Genomic DNA, 19653 nt, shown 5'->3' with positions numbered 1-19653 from the left:
GTTAGAGCTTCTCCATCGGTACACCGCCAATGAGCATGAGGCGAACCGTGCCGCTCGAACCAAAGTCGATGGTGACGGTCTCTCGCGGGCCAACGCCATCGACGCTCATGACCGTGCCTAGCCCGTACTTCGCGTGATTGACGCGGTCCCCCTTAGCCAACTGAAGGTTCTTATTCACCTTCAAACTGCTTTCCGTGCGGCGCTTGCTGCGCCGAGCGGGGGCGGGGGACCCCCATGCATCAGAGGAGAAGGACCGCTCAGGTTCCACACGCCGCCAGTCGAGGAGGTCTTCCGGGACTTCCGCGAGGAAGCGACTGGCGGGGTTGGTCACCGGGGCGCCCCAAGAAGACCGGAGCAGAGCGCGCGTGAGGTAGAGCTGCTCACGCGCACGGGTGATGCCCACATACGCCAAGCGACGTTCCTCGGCGAGTTCGTCCGGATCGCCGAGCGAACGCAGGTGCGGGAATTGCCCGTCCTCCCAGCCCGTGACAAATACGACCGGGAACTCCAGACCCTTAGCAGTGTGAAGCGTCATCAGAGTGACCACGCCTTGCCCCTCATCCGGAATCTGGTCCGCATCCGCAACGAGTGAGACGCGCTCTAGGAATGCCTGCAACGATCCCGGTTGCGCTTCCCCGCTTTCCGGGTCGACATTCTCGTACGCCATCTGGTTCGCCGCTTCCGAGGAGAATTCGCGCGCCACAGAGACCAGCTCGTTCAAGTTGTCCAGCCGCGCGCCGTCCTGCGGATCATTCGACGCCTCAAGTTCTGCGCTGTAACCAGTCGCGTCCAGTATTCGGGCGACAAGCCCACCGAGGTCCGGCATGCCCGTCACTTCGTTGACCAATTCGGCCATGTCTGACCGCAGACCCTCGAGAAGGTCCACGAAACCCTTGATGGCGTTGCGGGAGCGGGAGGAGATGGCGCTACCTTCCCCTCCGGCGACGTCGATAAGCGCCTGTCCAAAGCTCACCTGGTGGTTCTCCGCGTACAGGGCGACCATGGCTTGGGCTTTGTCCCCGATGCCGCGCTTGGGCACGTTGATGATGCGGCGCATGCTCACCGAATCATCCGGGTTGTCCAGCACCCGCAGGTACGCGACCACGTCGCGGATTTCTTTCCTCTCGTAGAAGCGCGTGCCACCGACAACCTTGTAGGGGATGCCTGCGCGGATGAAAATGTCCTCCAACGCGCGCGAGGAGTTATTGGTGCGGTACATGACCGCGATATCTGAATAATCCACTCCCCTGTCGGCCAGCGCGTCGACCTCGTTGGCAACAAAGCGGGCCTCATCGTGCTCATTGTCCGCGACGTAGCCGACGATCTTCTCGCCCTGGCCGAGATCCGTCCAGAGCTTTTTCGGACGGCGTCCCGCATTCTGCGCGATCACCGCGTTAGCGGCCGCGAGAATATTCTGCGTGGAGCGGTAGTTCTGCTCGAGCATGATCGTGGTCGCATTCGGGTAATCCCGCTCGAATTCCTCGATGTTGCGGATCGTAGCTCCACGGAACGCGTAAATGGATTGATCGGAATCGCCCACGACGGCCAGCTCCGGCGCATCAGGGCCATTCCCGACGAGGGTGTGGATGAGCTCGTACTGGGCGTGGTTGGTGTCCTGGTATTCGTCCACAAGCACGTGCCGGAAACGGCGCCGGTAATACTCGACTACCTGCGGGTGGCGCCGGAACAGGCCGACTACTTCCCCGATGAGATCGTCGAAGTCCACCGCATTCGATTCACGCAAGCGGCGCTGGTATTCGACATACACACGCGCCACTGTGACCTCGAAAGGATTCTTCGTCTTCTCTGCATTCGCCTGCGCCTGCTGCGGCCCGATCAACTCGTTCTTCAGGTTCGAGATCGCATTCGCCAAAGCGCGGGGCGAGAATTTCTTCAGGTCCAGGTTGGCCTCTTTGGCGATCATCCCCAGCAAGCGCCGCGAATCATCCCCGTCGTAAATGGTGAAGTTCGTGTTCAACCCGTCCACTAACTGTGCTTGCTGGCGGAGCATGCGCACGCACACAGAGTGGAAGGTGGCCACCCACATGCGCTCCGCTTGCGGACCGATGAGCTGGCTCACACGCTCCTTCATCTCCGCCGCAGCCTTGTTTGTGAATGTGATCGCCAGAATCTCCCACGGCGCCACTCCCCGCTCCTGCAACAGGTACGCGATGCGCCGGGTGAGCACAGCGGTCTTACCGGACCCCGCGCCAGCGACAATGAGCAACGGGCTACCAGTGTGCTCGACGGCCGCCTGCTGCTGCGGATTCAACCCCAAAATCAAATCTGTTCCCATGATGGCTACTACCGTACTTGGCGGGGTGAACCATACTTCAGCGTCCGCTCGAATACGCGGTTGAATCCGTGGCAGAATCAGGGTTTATGAGCGTGGATAACAGCGATATCAGGCACCCCTCTGGGACAGACGACCCGTTGTCGGATGAGGAGATCCAGGCCTATCGCCAAGAAATCGACCGTCTCGACCGTGTGATCCTCGACGCGGTGACCCGGCGATCCGAAATTTCCGCAGCCATCGGCAAGACCCGCATGGGGTCAGGCGGCACCCGTTTGGTGCACAACCGGGAAGTGGCGATTATCAACCAATACCGCGACGCCCTGGGCGAAGAAGGCCCCAACCTCGCCGCGATTCTCCTGCGGCTCGGCCGGGGCAAACTGGGTTGAGGGAAAGCTTCTAGTCCTGTTCCAGCGAGTCGAGCACCACCTCGAACTCGAGCAGCTCCGCCCCGGACGCAACTGGTTTGCGGGGCTCCTCCCCCTCCTTGTGGCCGTGGGCGGCCCGTCCTTCACCGGCCCACCAGTTCTTGTAAGACTCTTCATCGGCCCAGCGGGTGACCACGAAGTAGCGGTCCTCCCCCTTGACCGGGCGAAGGAGTTGGAATCCTTCGAATCCGGGCTGGGAGTCAATGGCGTGCTTGCGGGCTTGGAAGCGCTGCTCCAGCTGCTCGCCGGCGCCTTCGGGGACGGTGATCGCGTTGATTTTAACGATGCTCATACCTTCCCATTATGGCCCAAATGGCAGCGACAATTTCATTAGTCTGGGTTACATCGACTGCTGATTCCGATGAACCCCCTTAGGAGTGGCCATGACCGACATCACTTCCACAACTGCTTGGAACGACCTGCTCAAGCTGCACGCGGAGAAGAACAGGACGACCCTGCGCGAGATGTTCGACCACGACGGCGAACGGGCCGAGAAGTTCACCTTAGATGCAGCTGGCCTGCACGTCGACCTGTCTAAGAATCTGATCGACCGCGATGTGCTCGACGCGCTGGTGAAGCTCGCGGAGGAGGCGGGCGTAAAGGACGCCACGGAGAAGATGTTCAACGGCGCCCACATCAACTCCACCGAGGACCGGGCGGTGCTGCACACCGCGCTACGCCTCCCAGCGGAGAACGACCTCGAGGTAGACGGTCAGGATGTCGCGGCAGATGTCCACGAGGTGCTGAGCCGCATGCGCGACTTCGCCTCCAAGCTGCGCTCCGGCGAGTGGCTCGGGCACACCGGCCACACGATCAAGAAGGTCGTCAACATCGGCATCGGCGGCTCCGACTTGGGCCCGGCAATGGCGGCGAAGGCGCTGCGCACGTACGCTACCGCGGGGATCACCGCGGAATTCGTCTCCAATGTGGACCCGGCCGACATGGTCAGCGTGCTCGACAACACCGACCCAGGTGAGACCCTGTTCATCGTCGCCTCGAAGACGTTCACCACGCAGGAGACCCTGTCGAACGCTCACGCCGCGAAGCGGTGGCTGCTCGAACAGTTCGACGGCGATGAGTCGGCGATTGCGAAGCACTTCGTCGCAGTGTCCACAAACGCGGAGAAGGTCGCCGAATTCGGCATCGACACCGACAACATGTTCCCGTTCTGGGACTGGGTCGGAGGCCGCTACTCGGTGGACTCTGCAATCGGGTTGAGCCTCATGGCCGTCATCGGCCCCCAGGATTTCATGCGCTTCCTCGAGGGCTTTCACGCGATGGACGTCCACTTCCGCGAAACCCCGATCGCGCAGAATGTCCCGGCACTGATGGGCTTGCTCAACATTTGGTACCGCAATTTCTACGGTGCGCAGACCCATGCGGTGCTCCCCTATTCGGAGGATCTGTCCCGCTTCCCCGCGTACCTGCAGCAGCTCACAATGGAATCGAACGGCAAGAGCGTGCGTATCGACGGCACACCGGTTACCTACGACACCGGCGAGATCTTCTGGGGCGAACCTGGCACCAACGGCCAGCACGCTTTCTACCAGCTCATCCACCAGGGCACGACCTTGATTCCGGCGGACTTCATCGGCTTCGCCAACCCGAAGCAAGACCTGCCCACGGCCAGCGGCGAGGGCTCCATGCACGACCTGCTGATGGGTAATTTCTTCGCGCAGACCAAGGTCCTCGCGTTTGGCAAGACCCAGCAGGAAGTAGAAGACAGCGGGGTCAGTGCAGAGCTCGCGCCCCACAAAGTCATGCCGGGCAACCGTCCAACCACCACGATCTTGGCTGAGGAGCTCACGCCGCACGCGCTCGGTGCGCTCATTGCCCTGTACGAGCACATCGTGTTCACGGAAGGTGTCATCTGGGGCATCAACTCCTTCGACCAGTGGGGCGTGGAGCTGGGCAAAGCTCAGGCCAACGAGCTCGCGGGGGCGGTCAGCGGCGACCAAGAACCGGACACCGGAGATTCCTCCACCGACGCACTCATCGGGTGGTACCGCAGCAAGAAGTAGAGTGAATGGAAATTCGCTGTTGATGCAGCGGTTGCGCTGCTGAAACGGATAAGCTTTCCGCATGGGCGATGCCGTTTCACGCGATACTTACACCCCTAAACAGCGGACCAAATACCGCCAGGCGCTCCTGGATGATCTGGAGACCTTCGACCAGCATCTTCAGGAGGCCGAGTTCGTCGACCACGGCACGATCGGGCTGGAGCTCGAGCTGAACCTCGTCGACGACAACATGGCCCCCGCCGGCTGCAACGAGGCTGTGCTCAAGGAGCTCTCGGACGAGTACCAGGCTGAGGTCGGCCGCTACAACGTGGAACTGAACCACCCGCCGCTGGATCTGTCCGGCGACGGGTTGACCCAGTTGCACGAGGGTTTGGATGAGCGCCTGCGGGCCGTCGCTAAAGCGGCGAAGAAAACGGGCGCGAATCTCGCCATGATCGGCACGCTCCCGACGGTGACCACGGACTACCTCCAAAACGGCGAGTGGATGACACCGGAGAACCGTTACTCGGCGCTATCCAACATGGTCGTTGAGGCGCGCGGGGAGCTCGTGCTTATCGACGTCGCGCGTGAGGAACGCTACCGCGCCACCTTCGAGGACATCGCCACGGAATCGACCTGCACGTCCATGCAACTGCACCTCCAGGTCGCCCCGGACCGCTTCCCCGACGCATGGAACGCCTCACAGGCCATCGCGGGTGTGCAGGTGGCTCTCAGCGCTAATTCCCCGCTCTTCATGGGGCACAAGACATGGCATGAATCGCGCATTCCGGTGTTCCAGCAATCCATTGACACCCGCACAGACACGCTGGTCAACCAAGGTGTCCGGCCGCGTGTGTGGTTCGGTGACCGCTGGATCACCAGTGTCTTCGATCTCTTCGAGGAGAATGTGCGGTATTTCTCGCCGTTGATTCCGGAATCCCGCGCGGCAGCGGGCAAGCCGATGATGGACGGCAACAGCCCCGGCCTGCACTACCTGAACCTGCACAACGGAACGGTGTGGCGGTGGAACCGCCCGATTTACGATCCCTCGCTGGAGCTATCTCACATCCGCGTGGAGAATCGACTGCTTGCCGCCGGGCCGACCACCATCGACATCATCGCCGACGCCGCGTTCTACTACGGTCTGGTGAAGTTCTTGGGTGAACAAACCCGCCCAGTATGGTCGCGTCTACCTTTCGACGATGCCCGCCAGAATTTTTACGCTGGTGCCCGGGACGGCATTGGGTCGACGATGAAGTGGCCGACGCTGGGGCGTATCGACGTTTCCAATCTCGTCCTCAACCACCTCCTCGACCAGGCGCACGAAGGCTTGCGGAAACTCGGCGTCGACGATGCACTGGCCGACACGTACCTCGGTGTCATCGAAGGCCGGGCGTGGCACCGACAGAACGGCGCCACCTGGCAGCTGAGCGCGCTGAACAATCTAGGAGCCGGCACTAAACCGGGCACCCCGGAGCGGCAGGAAGCGTTGGCGAAGGTGCTGCGACTCTACCTGGAGAATCAGAAGACGGGCGCGCCGGTTCATTCTTGGTCGACCGACTTCTCATAGGGCAAGATACTTGCCATGTCCGCGATCATTGACTGGATTGTCAGTTTGATGGATACGCTCGGCGCCCCCGGTGTCGGCATAGCCATCCTGCTCGAGAACCTCTTCCCACCTATCCCTTCCGAGGTGGTTCTGCCTCTTGCCGGCTTCACCGTCGCGCAGGGCTCGTTGCGCTTCCTGCCGGTGTTCATTTGGGCCACGCTCGGCTCCGTGGTGGGCGCGTACGCCTTGTACGGCATCGGCGCGTGGCTGGGGGCGGATCGCCTCCGCGCTATCGCCGACTGGATGTGGCTGGTGAAGGCCTCCGACGTCGACAAGGCGCTCGAGTGGTTCGACCGCTACGGCAAGCCGTCCATCCTGTTCGGTCGCCTCATCCCCGGCATCCGCTCCCTGATCTCTATCCCCGCGGGTCTGGACCGGATGAACCTGCTCACCTTCGGTCTGTGGACCACCCTCGGTTCCGGTGTCTGGAACGCGATCCTCATCTACCTAGGCTTCGTCCTCGGCGACAACTGGGAGTCCGTCACCGGTTACGTGGACCAGTACTCGAAGGTCGTCTACGTGCTCCTCATTCTCCTGCTGGTCTGGTTCTTCCTCTACCTGCTCCGCCGCAACGCCCGCGAACGCAACGAAGGAGCCGCCGCCTAGTCGGGCTCCGGTTGACAGGTGGGGCACCACCAGATCACACGCTCCAAATCGCCCTGCCCGCCCAGAAACCCCTTGGTGATCAAGGTGGTGCACCGGCGGCAGGGCTTCTTGTTTCGCCCGAAGACATAGCTGGTCTCCCCCGCCCGTTTAACGCCGGTGGACACACGCTTCACCTCGTCCTTGTTCGCCCACATCAAACGGCGCGAAATACGCAGAAGCTTATCCACGCCCCGCTCCCCCACCTCCGCCACCGTCCTCGCCGGATGCACGCCGCCAATAAAGCAGATCTCCGCGCGGTACTCGTTGCCGATCCCGGCGACCCGGTACTGGTCGAGGAGACTTCTGCCGATCTCCCTGTCAGGGTCCGCAAGGATGCGTCGCATCGCTTCATCGTGGTCGAAGTTGTCCGCCAACAAATCCGGGCCGAGGTAGCCCATCTCCGCTTCGTACTCGCGGGCAGGGAACACGTCCACGAGTCCGAGGGAATGGCCGACGAGCTCGATGTCGCCGGCGGCGTCGAAAAGCTGCAAAACGACCCGTGCCGTATGGCCGGGCTTTGACCAGCGGGTGCCGGCCCGGTGCACCGACCACGTGCCTTCCATCTTCAGATGCGTGTGCAGGATCTGCGACTCAAACCCCTCCGCCCCGAACTGCATGAATAGGTGCTTGCCGTACGGCCACACACGTTCCACAGTCATCCCGGTGAAATCGACCGTGGCGTAGCGGGGCACGCGCAGCGAGCAACGCGTCACCTCGCGCCCGGTCATGAACTGCAGCCGCTTGGACAACTGGTAGACGGAATCACCCTCAGGCATGAGACTCTCCAAACGGGTTCAACACGGGAATGCCCAATCGGCGGAAATCCCTGTCATTGCGGGTGGCAACTGTGAATCCACGTGAAGCCGCCGTAGCCGCGATGAGCGCGTCCCTTTCCAGAGCAGGATCCGGTACGTGGCTCGCCGCACAGCGCCGGGCTACGTCGAGGTCAACCGGCAGGATCCTCCCTCTGAAACCACCGAGAACCCCCTGTTCCAACCATTTCTGAAGTCGTCTCGCCTGCCCCTGATCACGCCGCTCTAGACGCCGAACGCCGATTTCTATCTCCATCACGGTAATCACCGAAATGAACAAATCCGTTTCGTCCTGACCAGCCACCCAAGCCAGAACGCCTTGGTCAGGCTGCGGTTTGTGGAACTGGCTGACCACGTTGGTATCCAAGAGGTACATCAGAACTCAACGGGCTGAAGCCCCAAGTGAAGGTTGTCGAGCTCGACATCGACGGGTTCTTCCATCAGGAGCCTCTCGACGAAGCTTTGCGGAGAGCGTGTCAGCTTCTCGTATTCGCTGTAGGACATGAGGACATGCGACGGCTTCCCACGGTCAGTGATCACCACCGGCTTCTCCAACGCCACGCGCTTTGCCCGGCTGAGACCCTGATTGAATTCCCGGGCGGACATGAGATGTGTCATGAAACCCCCTTTTGTAGTAACGTGACTACATTTTAGGACCAGCGCAGATTTTCCGTCAATCGTCGTCGAAATTCAGGTCCTCATCCAACTCCATGGACTTGATCGCATCCGTCACCGTCCGCCCGCGCCGCTTCGGCGCCGCCACTGTCCGGCCGCCGATTTTCGCGCCCTTCGGTGAACCACCCGCGCCGTATTCCTTCAGCTCGAACGCGGGATCGCCGTTGAGCTTTTCGACGTTCAACGGCGTCATCCTCCCCTGCCCCACCGTCTCCGCCAGCGCGGAAACAATCATTCGCATGAGATCCTCCTCCGCGCCGATCCCTTCGGGGAAACCGTCGAAGAAGGTTGTCATGGTCTTGCCGCCGCGGGTGATGTGGGCGGCGAGGAGGCCGTCGATAAGCACGACGAGCGCTCCGGCCGAGCGTGTGGGGCCTGATTCGGGCCATGGCAGCGCCGCGCCGTAGGGGTTCGCGGGATCCGTCGCGGCGAGGACATAGACCTTCGGTTCCTTCGTGCCGGACGGCCACCCGACCAGGTCGTCCGAGTCCTGGTACCCGCGCAGGCGGTCGATCGTCGCGGGCGTGGAGAACTGCGCGGCGCCTAAGCCTTCGACGAGGTAGCCGCGCATGGCTTTGCCGGATTCCTCAAAACCCGAAAGAGTTTTGTACGCCAACGCGAAACCACCAAGCACATCCTCGGCGACAATGCTGCCGCGGGTGACCACGCCGTACCGGTCCAGCCACGCCTCGCCGTGCGCGAGCGACCGCTGCGTCGCGTCGGTGTCCGGTTTCGGTGTCGCGGCCCACCGGCCCGTCACATCCGGCGGGGTGAGGGTGGTGAAGGTGGTGCGTCCGGAACGGATGCGGCTTCGCGACGGCCGACGCTTCGCCCGATGCGCCGTTTTTCCGTGCGTGCCGCCCGCGAGCCGCGCACGGATCGGCGCGAACGAGTCCGGGGCGATAGCGCCCGCCTCCACGAGGTCCCAGATTGATTCACGGAGTTCGTTCGTCGTCGCGCTTTGCGCACCGCCAACGGATTCAAGGAGATCGGTGAACAAGAATCCGCCACCGCGCTGGATGGTCTCCATCACCTGCTGCTGAGTCAGGCTCAGCACCGGCTCTTCCGGCACCGGCATGAGCTGCGCGGCGTAGTCGGCAGGCAGGAGCATGATCCACGGGTCGCGTGCGCCGGCCTTGCCCGCGCCGACGATGACCACTTCCCCGTTCAGTGTCAGTTCATCGAGCATCTCGGGCGAATAGTCCCCGACGCGGGAGGGCAGAATCATCGACTCCCAGGCGCTGGCGGGAAGACGCACACCGGCGAGCTGCTCAATCACGGAGTAGACCCCGTCGGCACCGCGGAGTGCTGGGCGTTGGCCGACGGGTGCGATGTTCAGCCACGCCGGCATGAAGCGGCCCAGCGCCGACTGCGAGACCGGGCGGGTCTGCGCGCGGGCAGCGGCGAGCGAGCGGGTGCGCACGATGCGCAAGACCTCGGCGGCCATGTACTCCTGCTCGTCCAAGCCCTGGCGGTAGCGACCTTCGATGACCTTGTCCGCCTGCACCAGCGGAGTCAGCGCGGTGTAGGCCGCACCAACCGACAGCCCAAAAGCGTCCGCGAGGTCGCGCAGGGTGAACGGCCCGCGGGTGCGCACCCAGCGGCTGACCAGCTGGTTGAGAGCATCCGGGATCGTGGCCACCTGCGCGGCAATTCCGGGAGGGACGGGGACGCCGAGGCCGTCGCGAAGCAGTGGTGCGTCGAGGGATTGCGCGAGGTGCTCGCGGCCGCCGATGCGCACGCGCATCACGCGTTTACCCAGACTTTCTTCCAGAGCGTTGAGCGGCACTGTTGTGTAGGTGACCAGATCGTCGACGGGCACGGGGCCTGTGATCCGGAGCGTATCGGCGAATTGCTCCGACGTGTCCGCCTTGCCCACTCGGCGCAGGGAGGCGTCGACTTCGGCGATTACGTCGGCGTCGAGAAGCTCCCTGAGCTCCACGGTGCCCAGCAACTTGGCCAGCAACGACGGGTCGAGGGCGAGGGCTGCCGCGCGTTTTTCCGCGAGCGGAGTGTCGCCTTCGTACATGAACGCGCCGGTGTAATTGAACAGCAGGCTTGAGGCGAAGGGGCTCGGCTGGTCCGTGGTCACTTCCGCGACGCGGATGCGGCGGGTGGCCAGGTGCCGCATGACGTCCTGGAGGGCGGGCAGGTCATAGACATCCTGGAGGCACTCGCGGACGGTCTCCAGGATGATGGGGAAGGACGGGTAGTTGCGGGCGACGTCGAGAAGCTGTTCCGCGCGCTGGCGCTGCTGCCACAATGGTGCGCGCTTGCCGGGGTTGCGGCGCGGCAGGAGCAGCGCGCGGGCGGCGCATTCGCGGAAACGGGAGGCGAAGAGCGCGGAATTGCCCACCTGTTCCGTGACAATGTCCGCGATCTCGTCCGCGTCGAACGCGAATATCGACGCATCCGGCTCCTTCTCCCCCTGCGGCAAGCGCAGCACGATGCCATCGTCGCCCGCGACCGCTTGGGCGTCCATGCCGGTCTCCTGCGCCACGCGCCATCCGGTAGCCAGCGCCCACGCCGCATTGACTCCTTTACCGAACGGGGTGTGCAGGACCACGCGCCAGTCCCCCAGCTCGTCGGTGAAGCGCTCGAGAACCAGGGTCTTCTCGTCGGGGACGATGCCCGTCGCCTCCTCCTGCTCGTCCAGATATTTGAGCAGGTTGTCGCGGGCGTAGGCGTCGAGGCTCGGGTCGAGGGCCCCGTCGCTTCTCGCCTCCCTGCGGAATTCACCGAGAGCGAGACCGAGCTCGTACGGCCGGCCCGCGCTATCCCCGTTCCAGAACGGCAGCCGTCCAGTGTGGCCGGGCGCGGGGCTGACCTGAACCTGGTCGCGGGTGATGTTCTCAATGCGCCAGCTGGACGCTCCGAGGGTGAACACGTCGCCGACGCGGGATTCGTAGACCATCTCCTCGTCGAGCTCGCCGACGCGCCTGGGTCCTCTTCCTTCTTGATCGCTTGCGATCAAGAAGACTCCGAACATGCCGCGGTCCGGGATGGTGCCGGCGTTGGTGACGGCGACGCGTTGGGCGCCGGGGCGGGCTTTCAGCGTCGTGCCGTCGAGAATCGCTCTGGGGCGCAGCTCCGCGAAGTCGGTGGACGGATACACACCGACGACGAGGTCGATGACGGCGTCGAACACTTCGCGCGCGAGGTCGCGGTAGGGCCATGCGCGGGTGACGGTCTCGTACCAGTCGTCGACCTCGAGGTCCTCGACTGCGATGGCCGCGACGGTCTGCTGGGCGAGCACGTCGAGCGGGCTCTTCGGGGTGTGCAGCTCCTCGATCAGGCCCTGGCGCATGCGCGGAACAGTGACTGCCGTTTGGACGAGGTCAGAGCGGTGCTTCGGGTAGAAGGAGCCCTCCGGCACCGCGCCCACCGAGTGCCCGGCGCGGCCGACGCGCTGCAGGCCCGACGCCACTGACGGCGGGGATTCGACCTGGATGACTAGGTCCACCGCACCCATGTCGATGCCGAGCTCCAGCGAGCTGGTGGACACCACCGCCTTGAGGGTGCCCTCCTTCAGCGCGGTCTCCGTGGCCTTGCGCTCCTCCTTGGACACAGAACCGTGGTGGGCGCGCGCGATGACGGGAGCTGCTTCACCGGCCACATCCACGGACTTCATCAGCTGCGCCGGCGGGCGGCGGGTCTCCGGGCTGAGCGATTCGGGGTCGTGCTCGGCAGCCCAAATCTCGTTCAGGCGGCTGGTCAGGCGCTCCGCGGTGCGGCGCGAGTTCACGAAAACGATCGTCGACTGATGCGCCATCACCTCTTGGTAGAGCTGCGCTTCAATGTGCGGCCAGATCGACGACTGTCCGGGGGTGGGTGGCGGTGCGAGGTCTTTACCGTTCTGGCTTGTGTTGCCGGCGGGTTCCGGAGCATCCAAGTTGAAGTCAAGGATGTCGTCGGAAATGGCCGAGGTGTCAATCACCGCATCCCCGATCGCGGACCCTTCCTCCGGCACCGGTAGGTCGCTCATGTCCTCGACGGGGACGCGGACGGTGAGCTCCCACTTCTTCTCCGCGGGAGGATTCACAATGGTGGTCCGCTCACCCAAGAAATTCGCCACGGCATCGAGCGGGCGCACCGTCGCGGACAGGCCGATGCGCTGGAAATCGCCGGCTAACCGGCGCAGGCGCTCCATGGACAGCGCGAGGTGCACACCGCGCTTCGTTCCGGCGAGCGCGTGGATCTCGTCGATAATGACCGTGTCGACGGTCTTGAGGATCCCCCCCGCCTTACTGGTGAGCATCAAGTAGAGGCTCTCCGGGGTGGTGATGAGGATGTCCGGAGGTTTGCGCGCCTGTCGGTTGCGCTCCGCTTGAGGGGTGTCGCCGGAGCGGACCGCCACAGAGATGTCCGGCATGTCCAGCTCCATCCGCTGCGCTACACGCGCAATGCCGGTCAACGGTGCGCGGAGGTTATTCTCCACGTCCACACCGAGCGCCTTCAGGGGCGAGATATACAGCACGCGCACCCCGTCGCGTGTTCCCTGGGTGCTGCGCTGGAGTGCCGCATTGTCGTCGAAGTGCAGGGTCTGCTGGCCGGAGCGCTGCACCATCGCATTGAGCGACCAGAGGAACGCCGCGAGCGTCTTACCCGAGCCCGTCGGGGCAACAACGAGAGTGTTCTCCCCCTGGGAGATAGAGTCCCACGCTCCCTCCTGCACCGGAGTGGGCGCGGCGAAAACCTCCTCGAACCACGTGGCCACCTGCGGGTGGAACCGGTCGAGGATGCGACCGGATTCCCCGTTCCCTAAGCGGTCGGTTGGTCTGTCAGGCACGCATTCACCTTAACCGGCCCGAACATAACACCTAACTTCCCACTACTTAACACTTGTGGGATGTTATGTGGGAAGTTGGGTGTTGAGTTCCCGCTAAACCGCCACTAGCCACACTGCACGGGGACACGCCGCAGCCGGTAAGGTCGAGTCCATGACGGCAACGTACTCGGACTCACGGTTGACTAACCTCATTGCGCTCGGCACGGGCGAAATCCTCAAGGGCATCCGCGGAGTAGGCCTCCTGCGCGGCCGGGAGCTGGGTGAGGCGGGCGATGACCTCGCGCAAAACTGGATCGCGCGTGTGCTGGCACAGCACCGCCCGGACGATGGTTTCTTGTCCGAGGAGGCGGTAGACGACCTCTCCCGCCTGGACAACCCGCGTGTGTGGATCGTGGATCCGCTGGACGGCACGAAGGAATTCGCCACCGGCCGCCAGGACTGGGCCGTGCACATCGCCCTGGTGGAAAACGGTGTGCCCACCCACGCGGCCGTGGGCCTGCCGGATTTGGGTGTGGTGTTCAAGTCTTCCGATGTCCGCCACGTTGCCGGCCCTTTATCCCGCAAGATCGCACTGTCGCACAACCGCCCGCCGGCAGTGGCCAAGTACATCGCGGAGAAGATGGAGTTCGAAGCAGCCGGTATCGGCTCCGCGGGCGCCAAGGCGATGCACGTGTTGCTCGGCGATTACGACGCGTACATTCACGCCGGCGGCCAGTACGAATGGGATCAGGCTGCCCCGGTGGGCGTCGCCAGGGCGGCCGGGCTCCACGCTTCCCGTTTGGACGGGACCGAGGTGCACTTCAACAACGAGGACACCTACATCCCTGACCTGCTGATCTGCCGCCCTGAACTTGCCGATGAAATTCTGAAGCACGCCGCGTCGTATAAGGAAGAGCACGGCAGCTACGAGGGCATCGCCAAGTAGCCGCCCGTTTCTGCTACCCCGACCGCTTGTAAAGGTGAGTGAATGACTGGGACGACCATCCCCACCCCGTATGAGGATTTACTGCGCGAAATCCTGGAGACCGGCACGCCGAAGTCTGACCGCACCGGAACGGGCACGATCAGCGTCTTCGGCAAGCAGCTGCGCTACGACCTCGCCGATTCTTTCCCCTTGTTGACCACCAAGAAGGTCTACTTCAAGGGCGTCGTGGGCGAGCTGTTGTGGTTCCTCAAGGGCGACTCGAATGTCCGCTGGCTGCAGGAGAACAATATCCGCATTTGGAACGAATGGACGGACGACGACGGCGAGCTGGGGCCGGTCTACGGCGTCCAGTGGCGCTCGTGGCCAACGCCGGACGGCCAGCACATCGACCAGATCCACAATGCGCTCGAGTTGCTGAAGAATGACCCGGAATCCCGGCGCAACCTCGTGTCCGCCTGGAATGTCTCCGAGCTGAACAAAATGGCCCTCATGCCGTGCCACCTGCTGTTCCAGCTCTACGTCGCCGACGGAAAGCTGTCCATGCAGGTCTACCAGCGCTCTGCGGACATGTTCCTGGGCGTGCCGTTCAATATCGCGTCCTATGCCCTGTTGACGCACATGTTCGCCCAGCAGGCGGGCCTTGAGATCGGCGAGCTGATTTGGACGGGCGGTGACTGCCACATCTACAACGACCACATCGAGCAGGTCAAAGAACAGCTCTCCCGCGAGCCTCGCCCGTACCCGCAGCTGGAGCTCACCAAGGCCGAGTCCATCTTCGACTACGGCTTTGGCGATATCGCGGTCACCGACTACGACCCTCACCCGACGATCACAGCGAAGGTCTCGGTGTAAATATGATTGGCGCAATCTGGGCGCAATCGCGCGACGGCATCATCGGCGACGGCGCGGACATGCCGTGGCACTTGCCGGAGGACCTCAAGCATTTCAAGGAGACCACGCTGGGCAGCCCCGTCATCATGGGGCGCCGCACGTGGGAATCGCTTCCCGTGACGCCGCTACCCGGCCGAGCCAACATCATTATTTCCTCGCGGGAGGCTGGCCCGTGGTCCAACGGCGCGTACGTCTACCGCGACCTGCCCGACCTCGACACCGACGCGTGGATCATCGGCGGGGCGCAACTTTATGAGGCCACGCTCGACGAGGTCGACATCATCGAGCGCACGCTTGTCGACGTCTCCGTGGCCCCCCTCCTACCCCACAACGCCGTGTACGCACCCCGTCTCACCGGCGATTTCGATCTGGTCAGTGAATCAGATTGGTTCACCTCCGAGCGCGGCCGCGTGACCGTGGAAGGCGCCGAGCCAACTCCGCTCAGCTACCGCTTCCAACGTTTTGAACGAAAGGCTTGATTGACGTGGCCACCACCCCTGAAACGACCGCTCCAGTCACCGTATTCGCCACTTCCTGGTGCCCGTTCTGCACCCGTCTGCTGGCGGACCTACGTAAGGCGAATGCCCCGCACGAAGTCGTCGATGTGGAAGCCCCCGGCAACGAGGACGCCTCCGCCTGGGTCGAGTCCGTCAACAACGGCAACCGAGTCGTGCCGACCGTCCTCTACTCCGACGGCACCCACGCCACCAACCCGCCTGCCGAGGAGGTGCTGGCCAAGCTCACCGAGCTGCACTAGGCCTGCAGAAGAACGAGTTTCTGCGCAGACATGCCGACCCTGTCGAATCAACCGGCTCAGTTCAGTAATGACATCGCCAACTTGGGTCATCCCTGCCGCCGCCTGTTCGTATTCACGCTGCAGCATGTCGGAGAACATGGGCGGGATATACGCCAGCGCGTCTTCGATGATGTCGGCGTGCTCTGCGGCGTCGATGCCGTGATCGGTGCTATTCAACCGTGCCTCGATGTCGTCTTTGCTCGGCTCCGGCAGCTCGCCGGTGTGCTCTAGCATCTGCTGAAGCGCCGCCGATGCGGCGACCTCGCCGACAACACCGTGGCGCGGCTCGTCGATGAGCGGATGCTGGTACACAGACCACCAAGCAGCCCCGGTGACAATCTCGGGCACCTGCACCACCCCAAGCAGCGGCGGTAGATGCACTGCCCCGCTGGTGAGATACGTGGCCGTCTCGTCGAAGACCGGTTGCGCAATGTCATCGCTGATCATGTACGCGATAACAGCGTCAAGTTCGAGGTGGTGGACCCACGCTGCGAACCGCTCGCGACTCTCGGTGAGCTTCTCCACAGCCTCGTCCAGGTCGAACCGTGCGACCGGGCCGAGGCGGACGGTGTCGACGCCCTCGTCGTCGACGAAGAACGCGAGGATCAGCGAGTTGTTCGGGTAGAAGCCGAGGATGCCGGGGAGGTTCGCGAGGATCTCACCGTGGGATGCAAGCGTGTGGGAATGAGTGGACATGGCAGTGCTCCTTTGCACGAATACGGGGTGTACGTGGTCAATCCCGTATTCGGTCCGGCTCTGCCGGTCGCGCCCTGCCACGGCACCACCGCACCTGAAGCGTGCTGAGCGTCGCTAGCGCAGCCTGATGCTCGGCTTACCGGGTGCGAGCGCTAGCGACGCAGCCTGTGCCTAAGTGTCGGCGTCAATGCGCTTGAGAGCGCGATAGATCGTCGGCCGCGAGACGTTGCATATCCGGAGACTGTGTGGGGTGAGCTTCGGGTGGTAGTCAGCTTCGATGAAGGCGGGCCCGACCCCCGGATAGTAGACACGGAGGATTTAATCAGGAAGCAGATTTCAGGATAACAGAACCGCGCTCCTCAAACACCGCAGGGGCGAGATATTTACACCAGGAATGCCGACGCACCGTGTTGTAACGGGTACACCAGCGGAAAACATCTCGGCGGCAGATCAACTGGTTCATGAATGTCTTGGAATCCTGAAGGACCTCCCGCTTCATCGCGGCATTGAACGACTCCGCCAAGGCGTTATCCGCACTGGTACCGATTGATCCCATCGACTGCCTGATCCCTAATTCCTTACAGGTGTTCTGGAATGCGTGCGCGGTGTAAACGCTGCCGTGATCCGAGTGAAAAATCGACCCAGTCAGGCTTCCACGCTGGCCTTTGGCCATGAGCAGTGCGTCTTGGACCAGGCTGGTGCGCATGTGATCCGCGATGGAAAAGCCGATCAACCGGCGGGAATAGCAATCAATGACCGTCGCCAGGTACATATTCGACCCATCCGCAATCGGCAGGTACGTAATATCCCCAACGTAGAGCTGGTTCGGCTTGTCAGCGGTGAACTTCCGGCCCACCAGATCAGGGAACACCGGCTTCTTATGATCCGACACGGTGGTGATGACCTTGCGTTTCTTGGTGTAACCAAACAATTTGAGCTCACGCATGACCCGCGCAACTCGCTTGTGGTTCATCGGTTCATGACCGGTGCTGTTGCAAAGTTGGGGCAGTAGAAAGACCGGCGTGAAATAATCACGGCCATGGGCATCTTCTCCGGTCGGCATTTCCCCCGTGAAATCATCCTGTGGGCGGTGCGGTGGTACTGCCGCTACGGCGTGAGCTACCGCGATCTCGAAGAGATGATGACCGAGCGGGGTGTTTAAGTCGGTCACACCACAGTGAGCCAAGCCATGTTATAATGCAAGTGTATTGGTGTTATAATACAAATGTATTGGTAAGGTGATAGCTCATGGCCCTGGTCGGGAAAAGGGTCCTGAAGGTGGCGGGACTTATCGTGACGGCAATCGTTGCACTTGCGGCAGCCGGTGCTGGCGGTTGGGCATGGTACACAACCACGTATCACTCGCGTCTTGTGAGATCCCTGGAAAAGGCTGGCTATCAAGAGCACCGGGTGAGCGTGGATCATGTGAAGCTCAATGTAGGGGTAAGCGAGCCAAGGGACGGTTCCCCTATTGTCCTTATCCATGGTCAAGCGAGCGGATGGCGCCAGTACGGTTACGCTTTACGTGACCTCAGCAAGGACCGCCAAGTGTATGCCATCGACGTTCCAGGGCATGGCAAGTCTGATCGCCTTGAATCTTATCGAGCGGTGGAGGTCGCAGACGTCCTATCTCGTTATATAGAGACAATTGGCCAACCCGTCGTATTAAGTGGGCATTCGTCTGGGGGTCAATTGGCCGCGTTGATTGCTGCGCGTCATCCAGAACTGGTTAGCTTCCTGGTGTTAGAAGATCCGCCGCTATTTGCCACAGAGCTGCCTGAGGCGCGCAATACGTGGAATTATCAGGACCTAGCTGTCAGCACTCATGAGTTCTTGTCTTCAGGAGAGACCGACTGGCAGGCTTATCAGTGGCGCAGCCAAAAAATGTGGCAATACTTTGGGGACTCTGCTCAGGGGTTCATCGGTGATGGACTCGCATATCACTCTCGGCATCCGGGCGCCCCGATAGCTCTGTGGACCATGCCTCCCGAGATGAATGAGGCACAGGTGTACATCATGGATTATGACCCAGCGTTTGGTGATGCCTTCTTTACGGGTCTCTGGAACGAAGGGTTTGATCAAGAAGCAACACTTGCGGCGATTCAAGCGCCAGTTACCTATATTCATTGTCAAGCGCGATACGACGGGGAAGTCCTTCAAGCTGCGGCCAGTGATGAGGACGCCGCCAGGGCCATGGATTCTCTTCCCGCCGGTGCCGTTAAAGTCGAGGCTGACTCGGGCCACAACTTCCATGTAGAAAAGCGCAAGGAGTTCGTAGAAATTCTGCTGGCCGGCGTAGGTTAATCCGCGTGCGCTTCTCCTGAGTTGGATCATTTTAGTGCGGAAGTCAGGGTTCGGTGATGGCGTGGACGAGGTTTTGCACTTCGGCTGGTAGTGGCGTGGCCGCGTGGATTGTTGTGTCTTCGACCCTGAGTTCAAAACTGCGATACTTTTTGAAAGTTCGCACGAGTCGTTTAATGCTTCGTCCGGTTGCTGATTCCATCATCGACTTACTGCGAGTGTTGCCATGACGATATTGAGGTGCGCATTAATCGAGCCCTCGGTTCGGGCATAAATTGGTCGCGCCTTGAGATCGGATTTCGACATCCGATTGCCCGCGTGTTCGCTCGTGAATACCTGGACAGCTGTAGCCCCAGAAGCAGTCGTCACAGTACGGATAGACGGGCTCACAAAAGATCACACTACCGTCCGCCCCACACCCCACCCCTTAGTGCGGAAAAATACCCAACCCCAACACCAAACCAGCAGGTCTACGCGTCAAGAGTTAAGTCGGTCACACCACAGTGAGCCAAGTCAGGTGCACTTTCATCTCTCGACGTGCGAGAGGACGCGAGTCGCGTAATACTCATCTCGAACGCCACGGTTGAGCGGTGTCCCCCCGACACACAGACAGATCTCCCCCGAACTGTCGGCTCCCGTGGCGTTCCTCGTTGCAGTCGCCCTCGCATACAACCGCGAAACCCGCACCGCTTTGCTGGAGCGCTGATGCCTCATCGGGTGCAGGATTCTGACTCTAGTGCACCATCTAGTGCACCAAATGCCGACTTCAACACAAAACAAAGAAGACCCCTAC

General features: G+C 62.2%; 15 protein-coding genes and 3 pseudogenes. 10 read left to right on the top strand and 8 right to left on the bottom strand.

All coding sequences use genetic code 11. The features are described 5' to 3' along the window. Position 1: 1 nt before the first annotated feature. Positions 2-2296 (bottom strand): DNA helicase PcrA, encoded by a 2295-nt coding sequence (gene pcrA / locus QYQ98_RS08875; protein WP_302006493.1) that lies wholly within the window; start codon positions 2294-2296, stop codon positions 2-4. A gap of 86 nt (positions 2297-2382) precedes the next feature. Between pcrA and QYQ98_RS08870 the strand changes: the two genes are divergently transcribed. Beyond that, positions 2383-2682 (top strand): chorismate mutase, encoded by a 300-nt coding sequence (locus QYQ98_RS08870; protein WP_302006492.1) that lies wholly within the window; start codon positions 2383-2385, stop codon positions 2680-2682. A 10-nt stretch (positions 2683-2692) separates the two neighbouring features. Here the strand turns inward: QYQ98_RS08870 and QYQ98_RS08865 are convergent, their stop codons facing one another. Then, complete coding sequence (locus QYQ98_RS08865; RefSeq protein WP_302006491.1) at positions 2693-3013, bottom strand: antibiotic biosynthesis monooxygenase; 321 nt, start codon at positions 3011-3013, stop codon at positions 2693-2695. Positions 3014-3104: 91 nt separating this feature from the next. On the opposite strand from QYQ98_RS08865, the gene pgi reads away from it, so the two are divergent. From pgi to QYQ98_RS08850, 3 genes are all read left to right on the top strand, one after another. Continuing rightward, positions 3105-4742: a glucose-6-phosphate isomerase gene (gene pgi / locus QYQ98_RS08860; RefSeq protein WP_302006490.1), complete on the top strand. Its 1638-nt coding sequence runs from the start codon at positions 3105-3107 to the stop codon at positions 4740-4742. 61 nt (positions 4743-4803) lie between these two features. Beyond that, positions 4804-6291: a glutamate-cysteine ligase family protein gene (locus QYQ98_RS08855; protein WP_302006489.1), complete on the top strand. Its 1488-nt coding sequence runs from the start codon at positions 4804-4806 to the stop codon at positions 6289-6291. A gap of 15 nt (positions 6292-6306) precedes the next feature. Beyond that, complete coding sequence (locus tag QYQ98_RS08850; RefSeq protein WP_302006488.1) at positions 6307-6936, top strand: DedA family protein; 630 nt, start codon at positions 6307-6309, stop codon at positions 6934-6936. On the opposite strand, the gene QYQ98_RS08845 is transcribed toward QYQ98_RS08850, so the two are convergent. From QYQ98_RS08845 to QYQ98_RS08830, 4 genes are read right to left on the bottom strand one after another with little or no spacing between them, the layout of a single operon-like run. Then, positions 6933-7751, bottom strand: a complete 819-nt coding sequence (locus QYQ98_RS08845) for a DNA-formamidopyrimidine glycosylase family protein (RefSeq protein WP_302006487.1) — start codon at positions 7749-7751, stop codon at positions 6933-6935. The two genes, QYQ98_RS08850 and QYQ98_RS08845, sit on opposite strands and share 4 nt — an antisense overlap. Continuing rightward, entirely contained in the window at positions 7744-8163 is a 420-nt protein-coding gene (locus tag QYQ98_RS08840) for a type II toxin-antitoxin system VapC family toxin (protein ID WP_302006486.1), read from the bottom strand. The genes QYQ98_RS08845 and QYQ98_RS08840 overlap by 8 nt, the downstream gene beginning before the upstream one ends. Next, positions 8163-8405 (bottom strand): type II toxin-antitoxin system Phd/YefM family antitoxin, encoded by a 243-nt coding sequence (locus tag QYQ98_RS08835; protein ID WP_302006485.1) that lies wholly within the window; start codon positions 8403-8405, stop codon positions 8163-8165. The genes QYQ98_RS08840 and QYQ98_RS08835 overlap by 1 nt, the downstream gene beginning before the upstream one ends. A 55-nt stretch (positions 8406-8460) precedes the next feature. Next, positions 8461-13251 carry a DEAD/DEAH box helicase gene (locus QYQ98_RS08830; protein WP_302006484.1) on the bottom strand — a complete coding sequence of 1597 codons (4791 nt, stop codon included), beginning with the start codon at positions 13249-13251 and terminating at the stop codon, positions 8461-8463. Between the two features lie 151 nt (positions 13252-13402). Between QYQ98_RS08830 and QYQ98_RS08825 the strand changes: the two genes are divergently transcribed. Genes QYQ98_RS08825 through QYQ98_RS08810 form a run of 4 tightly spaced genes read left to right on the top strand, consistent with a single transcriptional unit; the run spans position 13403 to position 15824 of the window. Continuing rightward, positions 13403-14176 (top strand): 3'(2'),5'-bisphosphate nucleotidase CysQ, encoded by a 774-nt coding sequence (locus QYQ98_RS08825; protein ID WP_302006483.1) that lies wholly within the window; start codon positions 13403-13405, stop codon positions 14174-14176. A 42-nt stretch (positions 14177-14218) separates the two neighbouring features. Then, on the top strand, positions 14219-15028 hold the full coding sequence (locus QYQ98_RS08820) for a thymidylate synthase (protein ID WP_302006482.1): 810 nt from the start codon (positions 14219-14221) through the stop codon (positions 15026-15028). Positions 15029-15030: 2 nt separating this feature from the next. Continuing rightward, the gene (locus QYQ98_RS08815; RefSeq protein WP_302006481.1) at positions 15031-15546 is read left to right on the top strand and encodes a dihydrofolate reductase; all 516 of its coding nucleotides are present in this window, start codon (positions 15031-15033) and stop codon (positions 15544-15546) included. 5 nt (positions 15547-15551) lie between these two features. After that, the gene (locus QYQ98_RS08810) at positions 15552-15824 is read left to right on the top strand and encodes a mycoredoxin (RefSeq protein WP_302006480.1); all 273 of its coding nucleotides are present in this window, start codon (positions 15552-15554) and stop codon (positions 15822-15824) included. 72 nt (positions 15825-15896) lie between these two features. On the opposite strand, the pseudogene QYQ98_RS08805 reads toward QYQ98_RS08810, so the two are convergent. Together QYQ98_RS08805 and QYQ98_RS08800 are read right to left on the bottom strand one after the other, a co-directional pair. Next, a pseudogene (locus QYQ98_RS08805) lies at positions 15897-16559 on the bottom strand (DUF4192 domain-containing protein); the annotation flags it as partial. Positions 16560-16881: 322 nt separating this feature from the next. Then, positions 16882-17541 (bottom strand): annotated as a pseudogene (locus QYQ98_RS08800) (IS3 family transposase); the annotation flags it as partial. 57 nt (positions 17542-17598) lie between these two features. On the opposite strand from QYQ98_RS08800, the pseudogene QYQ98_RS08795 reads away from it, so the two are divergent. Together QYQ98_RS08795 and QYQ98_RS08790 are read left to right on the top strand one after the other, a co-directional pair. Next, positions 17599-17718 (top strand): annotated as a pseudogene (locus tag QYQ98_RS08795) (IS6 family transposase); the annotation flags it as partial. Positions 17719-17807: 89 nt separating this feature from the next. After that, positions 17808-18863, top strand: coding sequence for an alpha/beta fold hydrolase (locus tag QYQ98_RS08790; RefSeq protein WP_095279068.1), 1056 nt, complete (start codon positions 17808-17810; stop codon positions 18861-18863). The last annotated feature ends 790 nt before the right edge of the window (positions 18864-19653 follow it).

The sequence above is a fragment of the Corynebacterium sp. P3-F1 genome (assembly GCF_030503635.1).
Classification (GTDB): Bacteria; Actinomycetota; Actinomycetes; order Mycobacteriales; family Mycobacteriaceae; genus Corynebacterium.
Note: the sequence above shows the minus strand (reverse complement) of the source record. Positions and strands in the feature narration are given on the sequence as shown.

What these genes read in the sequence shown, in the direction of transcription:
- QYQ98_RS08820 (WP_302006482.1), top strand. Translation starts at nt 14,219, where the DNA reads ATGACTGGGACGACCATCCCCACCCCGTATGAGGATTTACTGCGCGAA.
- QYQ98_RS08855 (WP_302006489.1), top strand. Translation starts at nt 4,804, where the DNA reads ATGGGCGATGCCGTTTCACGCGATACTTACACCCCTAAACAGCGGACC.
- QYQ98_RS08825 (WP_302006483.1), top strand. Translation starts at nt 13,403, where the DNA reads ATGACGGCAACGTACTCGGACTCACGGTTGACTAACCTCATTGCGCTC.
- QYQ98_RS08790 (WP_095279068.1), top strand. Translation starts at nt 17,808, where the DNA reads ATGGCCCTGGTCGGGAAAAGGGTCCTGAAGGTGGCGGGACTTATCGTG.
- QYQ98_RS08840 (WP_302006486.1), bottom strand. Translation starts at nt 8,163, where the DNA reads ATGTACCTCTTGGATACCAACGTGGTCAGCCAGTTCCACAAACCGCAG.
- QYQ98_RS08870 (WP_302006492.1), top strand. Translation starts at nt 2,383, where the DNA reads ATGAGCGTGGATAACAGCGATATCAGGCACCCCTCTGGGACAGACGAC.
- QYQ98_RS08815 (WP_302006481.1), top strand. Translation starts at nt 15,031, where the DNA reads ATGATTGGCGCAATCTGGGCGCAATCGCGCGACGGCATCATCGGCGAC.
- QYQ98_RS08865 (WP_302006491.1), bottom strand. Translation starts at nt 3,013, where the DNA reads ATGAGCATCGTTAAAATCAACGCGATCACCGTCCCCGAAGGCGCCGGC.
- QYQ98_RS08845 (WP_302006487.1), bottom strand. Translation starts at nt 7,751, where the DNA reads ATGCCTGAGGGTGATTCCGTCTACCAGTTGTCCAAGCGGCTGCAGTTC.
- pgi (WP_302006490.1), top strand. Translation starts at nt 3,105, where the DNA reads ATGACCGACATCACTTCCACAACTGCTTGGAACGACCTGCTCAAGCTG.
- QYQ98_RS08850 (WP_302006488.1), top strand. Translation starts at nt 6,307, where the DNA reads ATGTCCGCGATCATTGACTGGATTGTCAGTTTGATGGATACGCTCGGC.
- pcrA (WP_302006493.1), bottom strand. Translation starts at nt 2,296, where the DNA reads ATGGGAACAGATTTGATTTTGGGGTTGAATCCGCAGCAGCAGGCGGCC.
- QYQ98_RS08835 (WP_302006485.1), bottom strand. Translation starts at nt 8,405, where the DNA reads ATGACACATCTCATGTCCGCCCGGGAATTCAATCAGGGTCTCAGCCGG.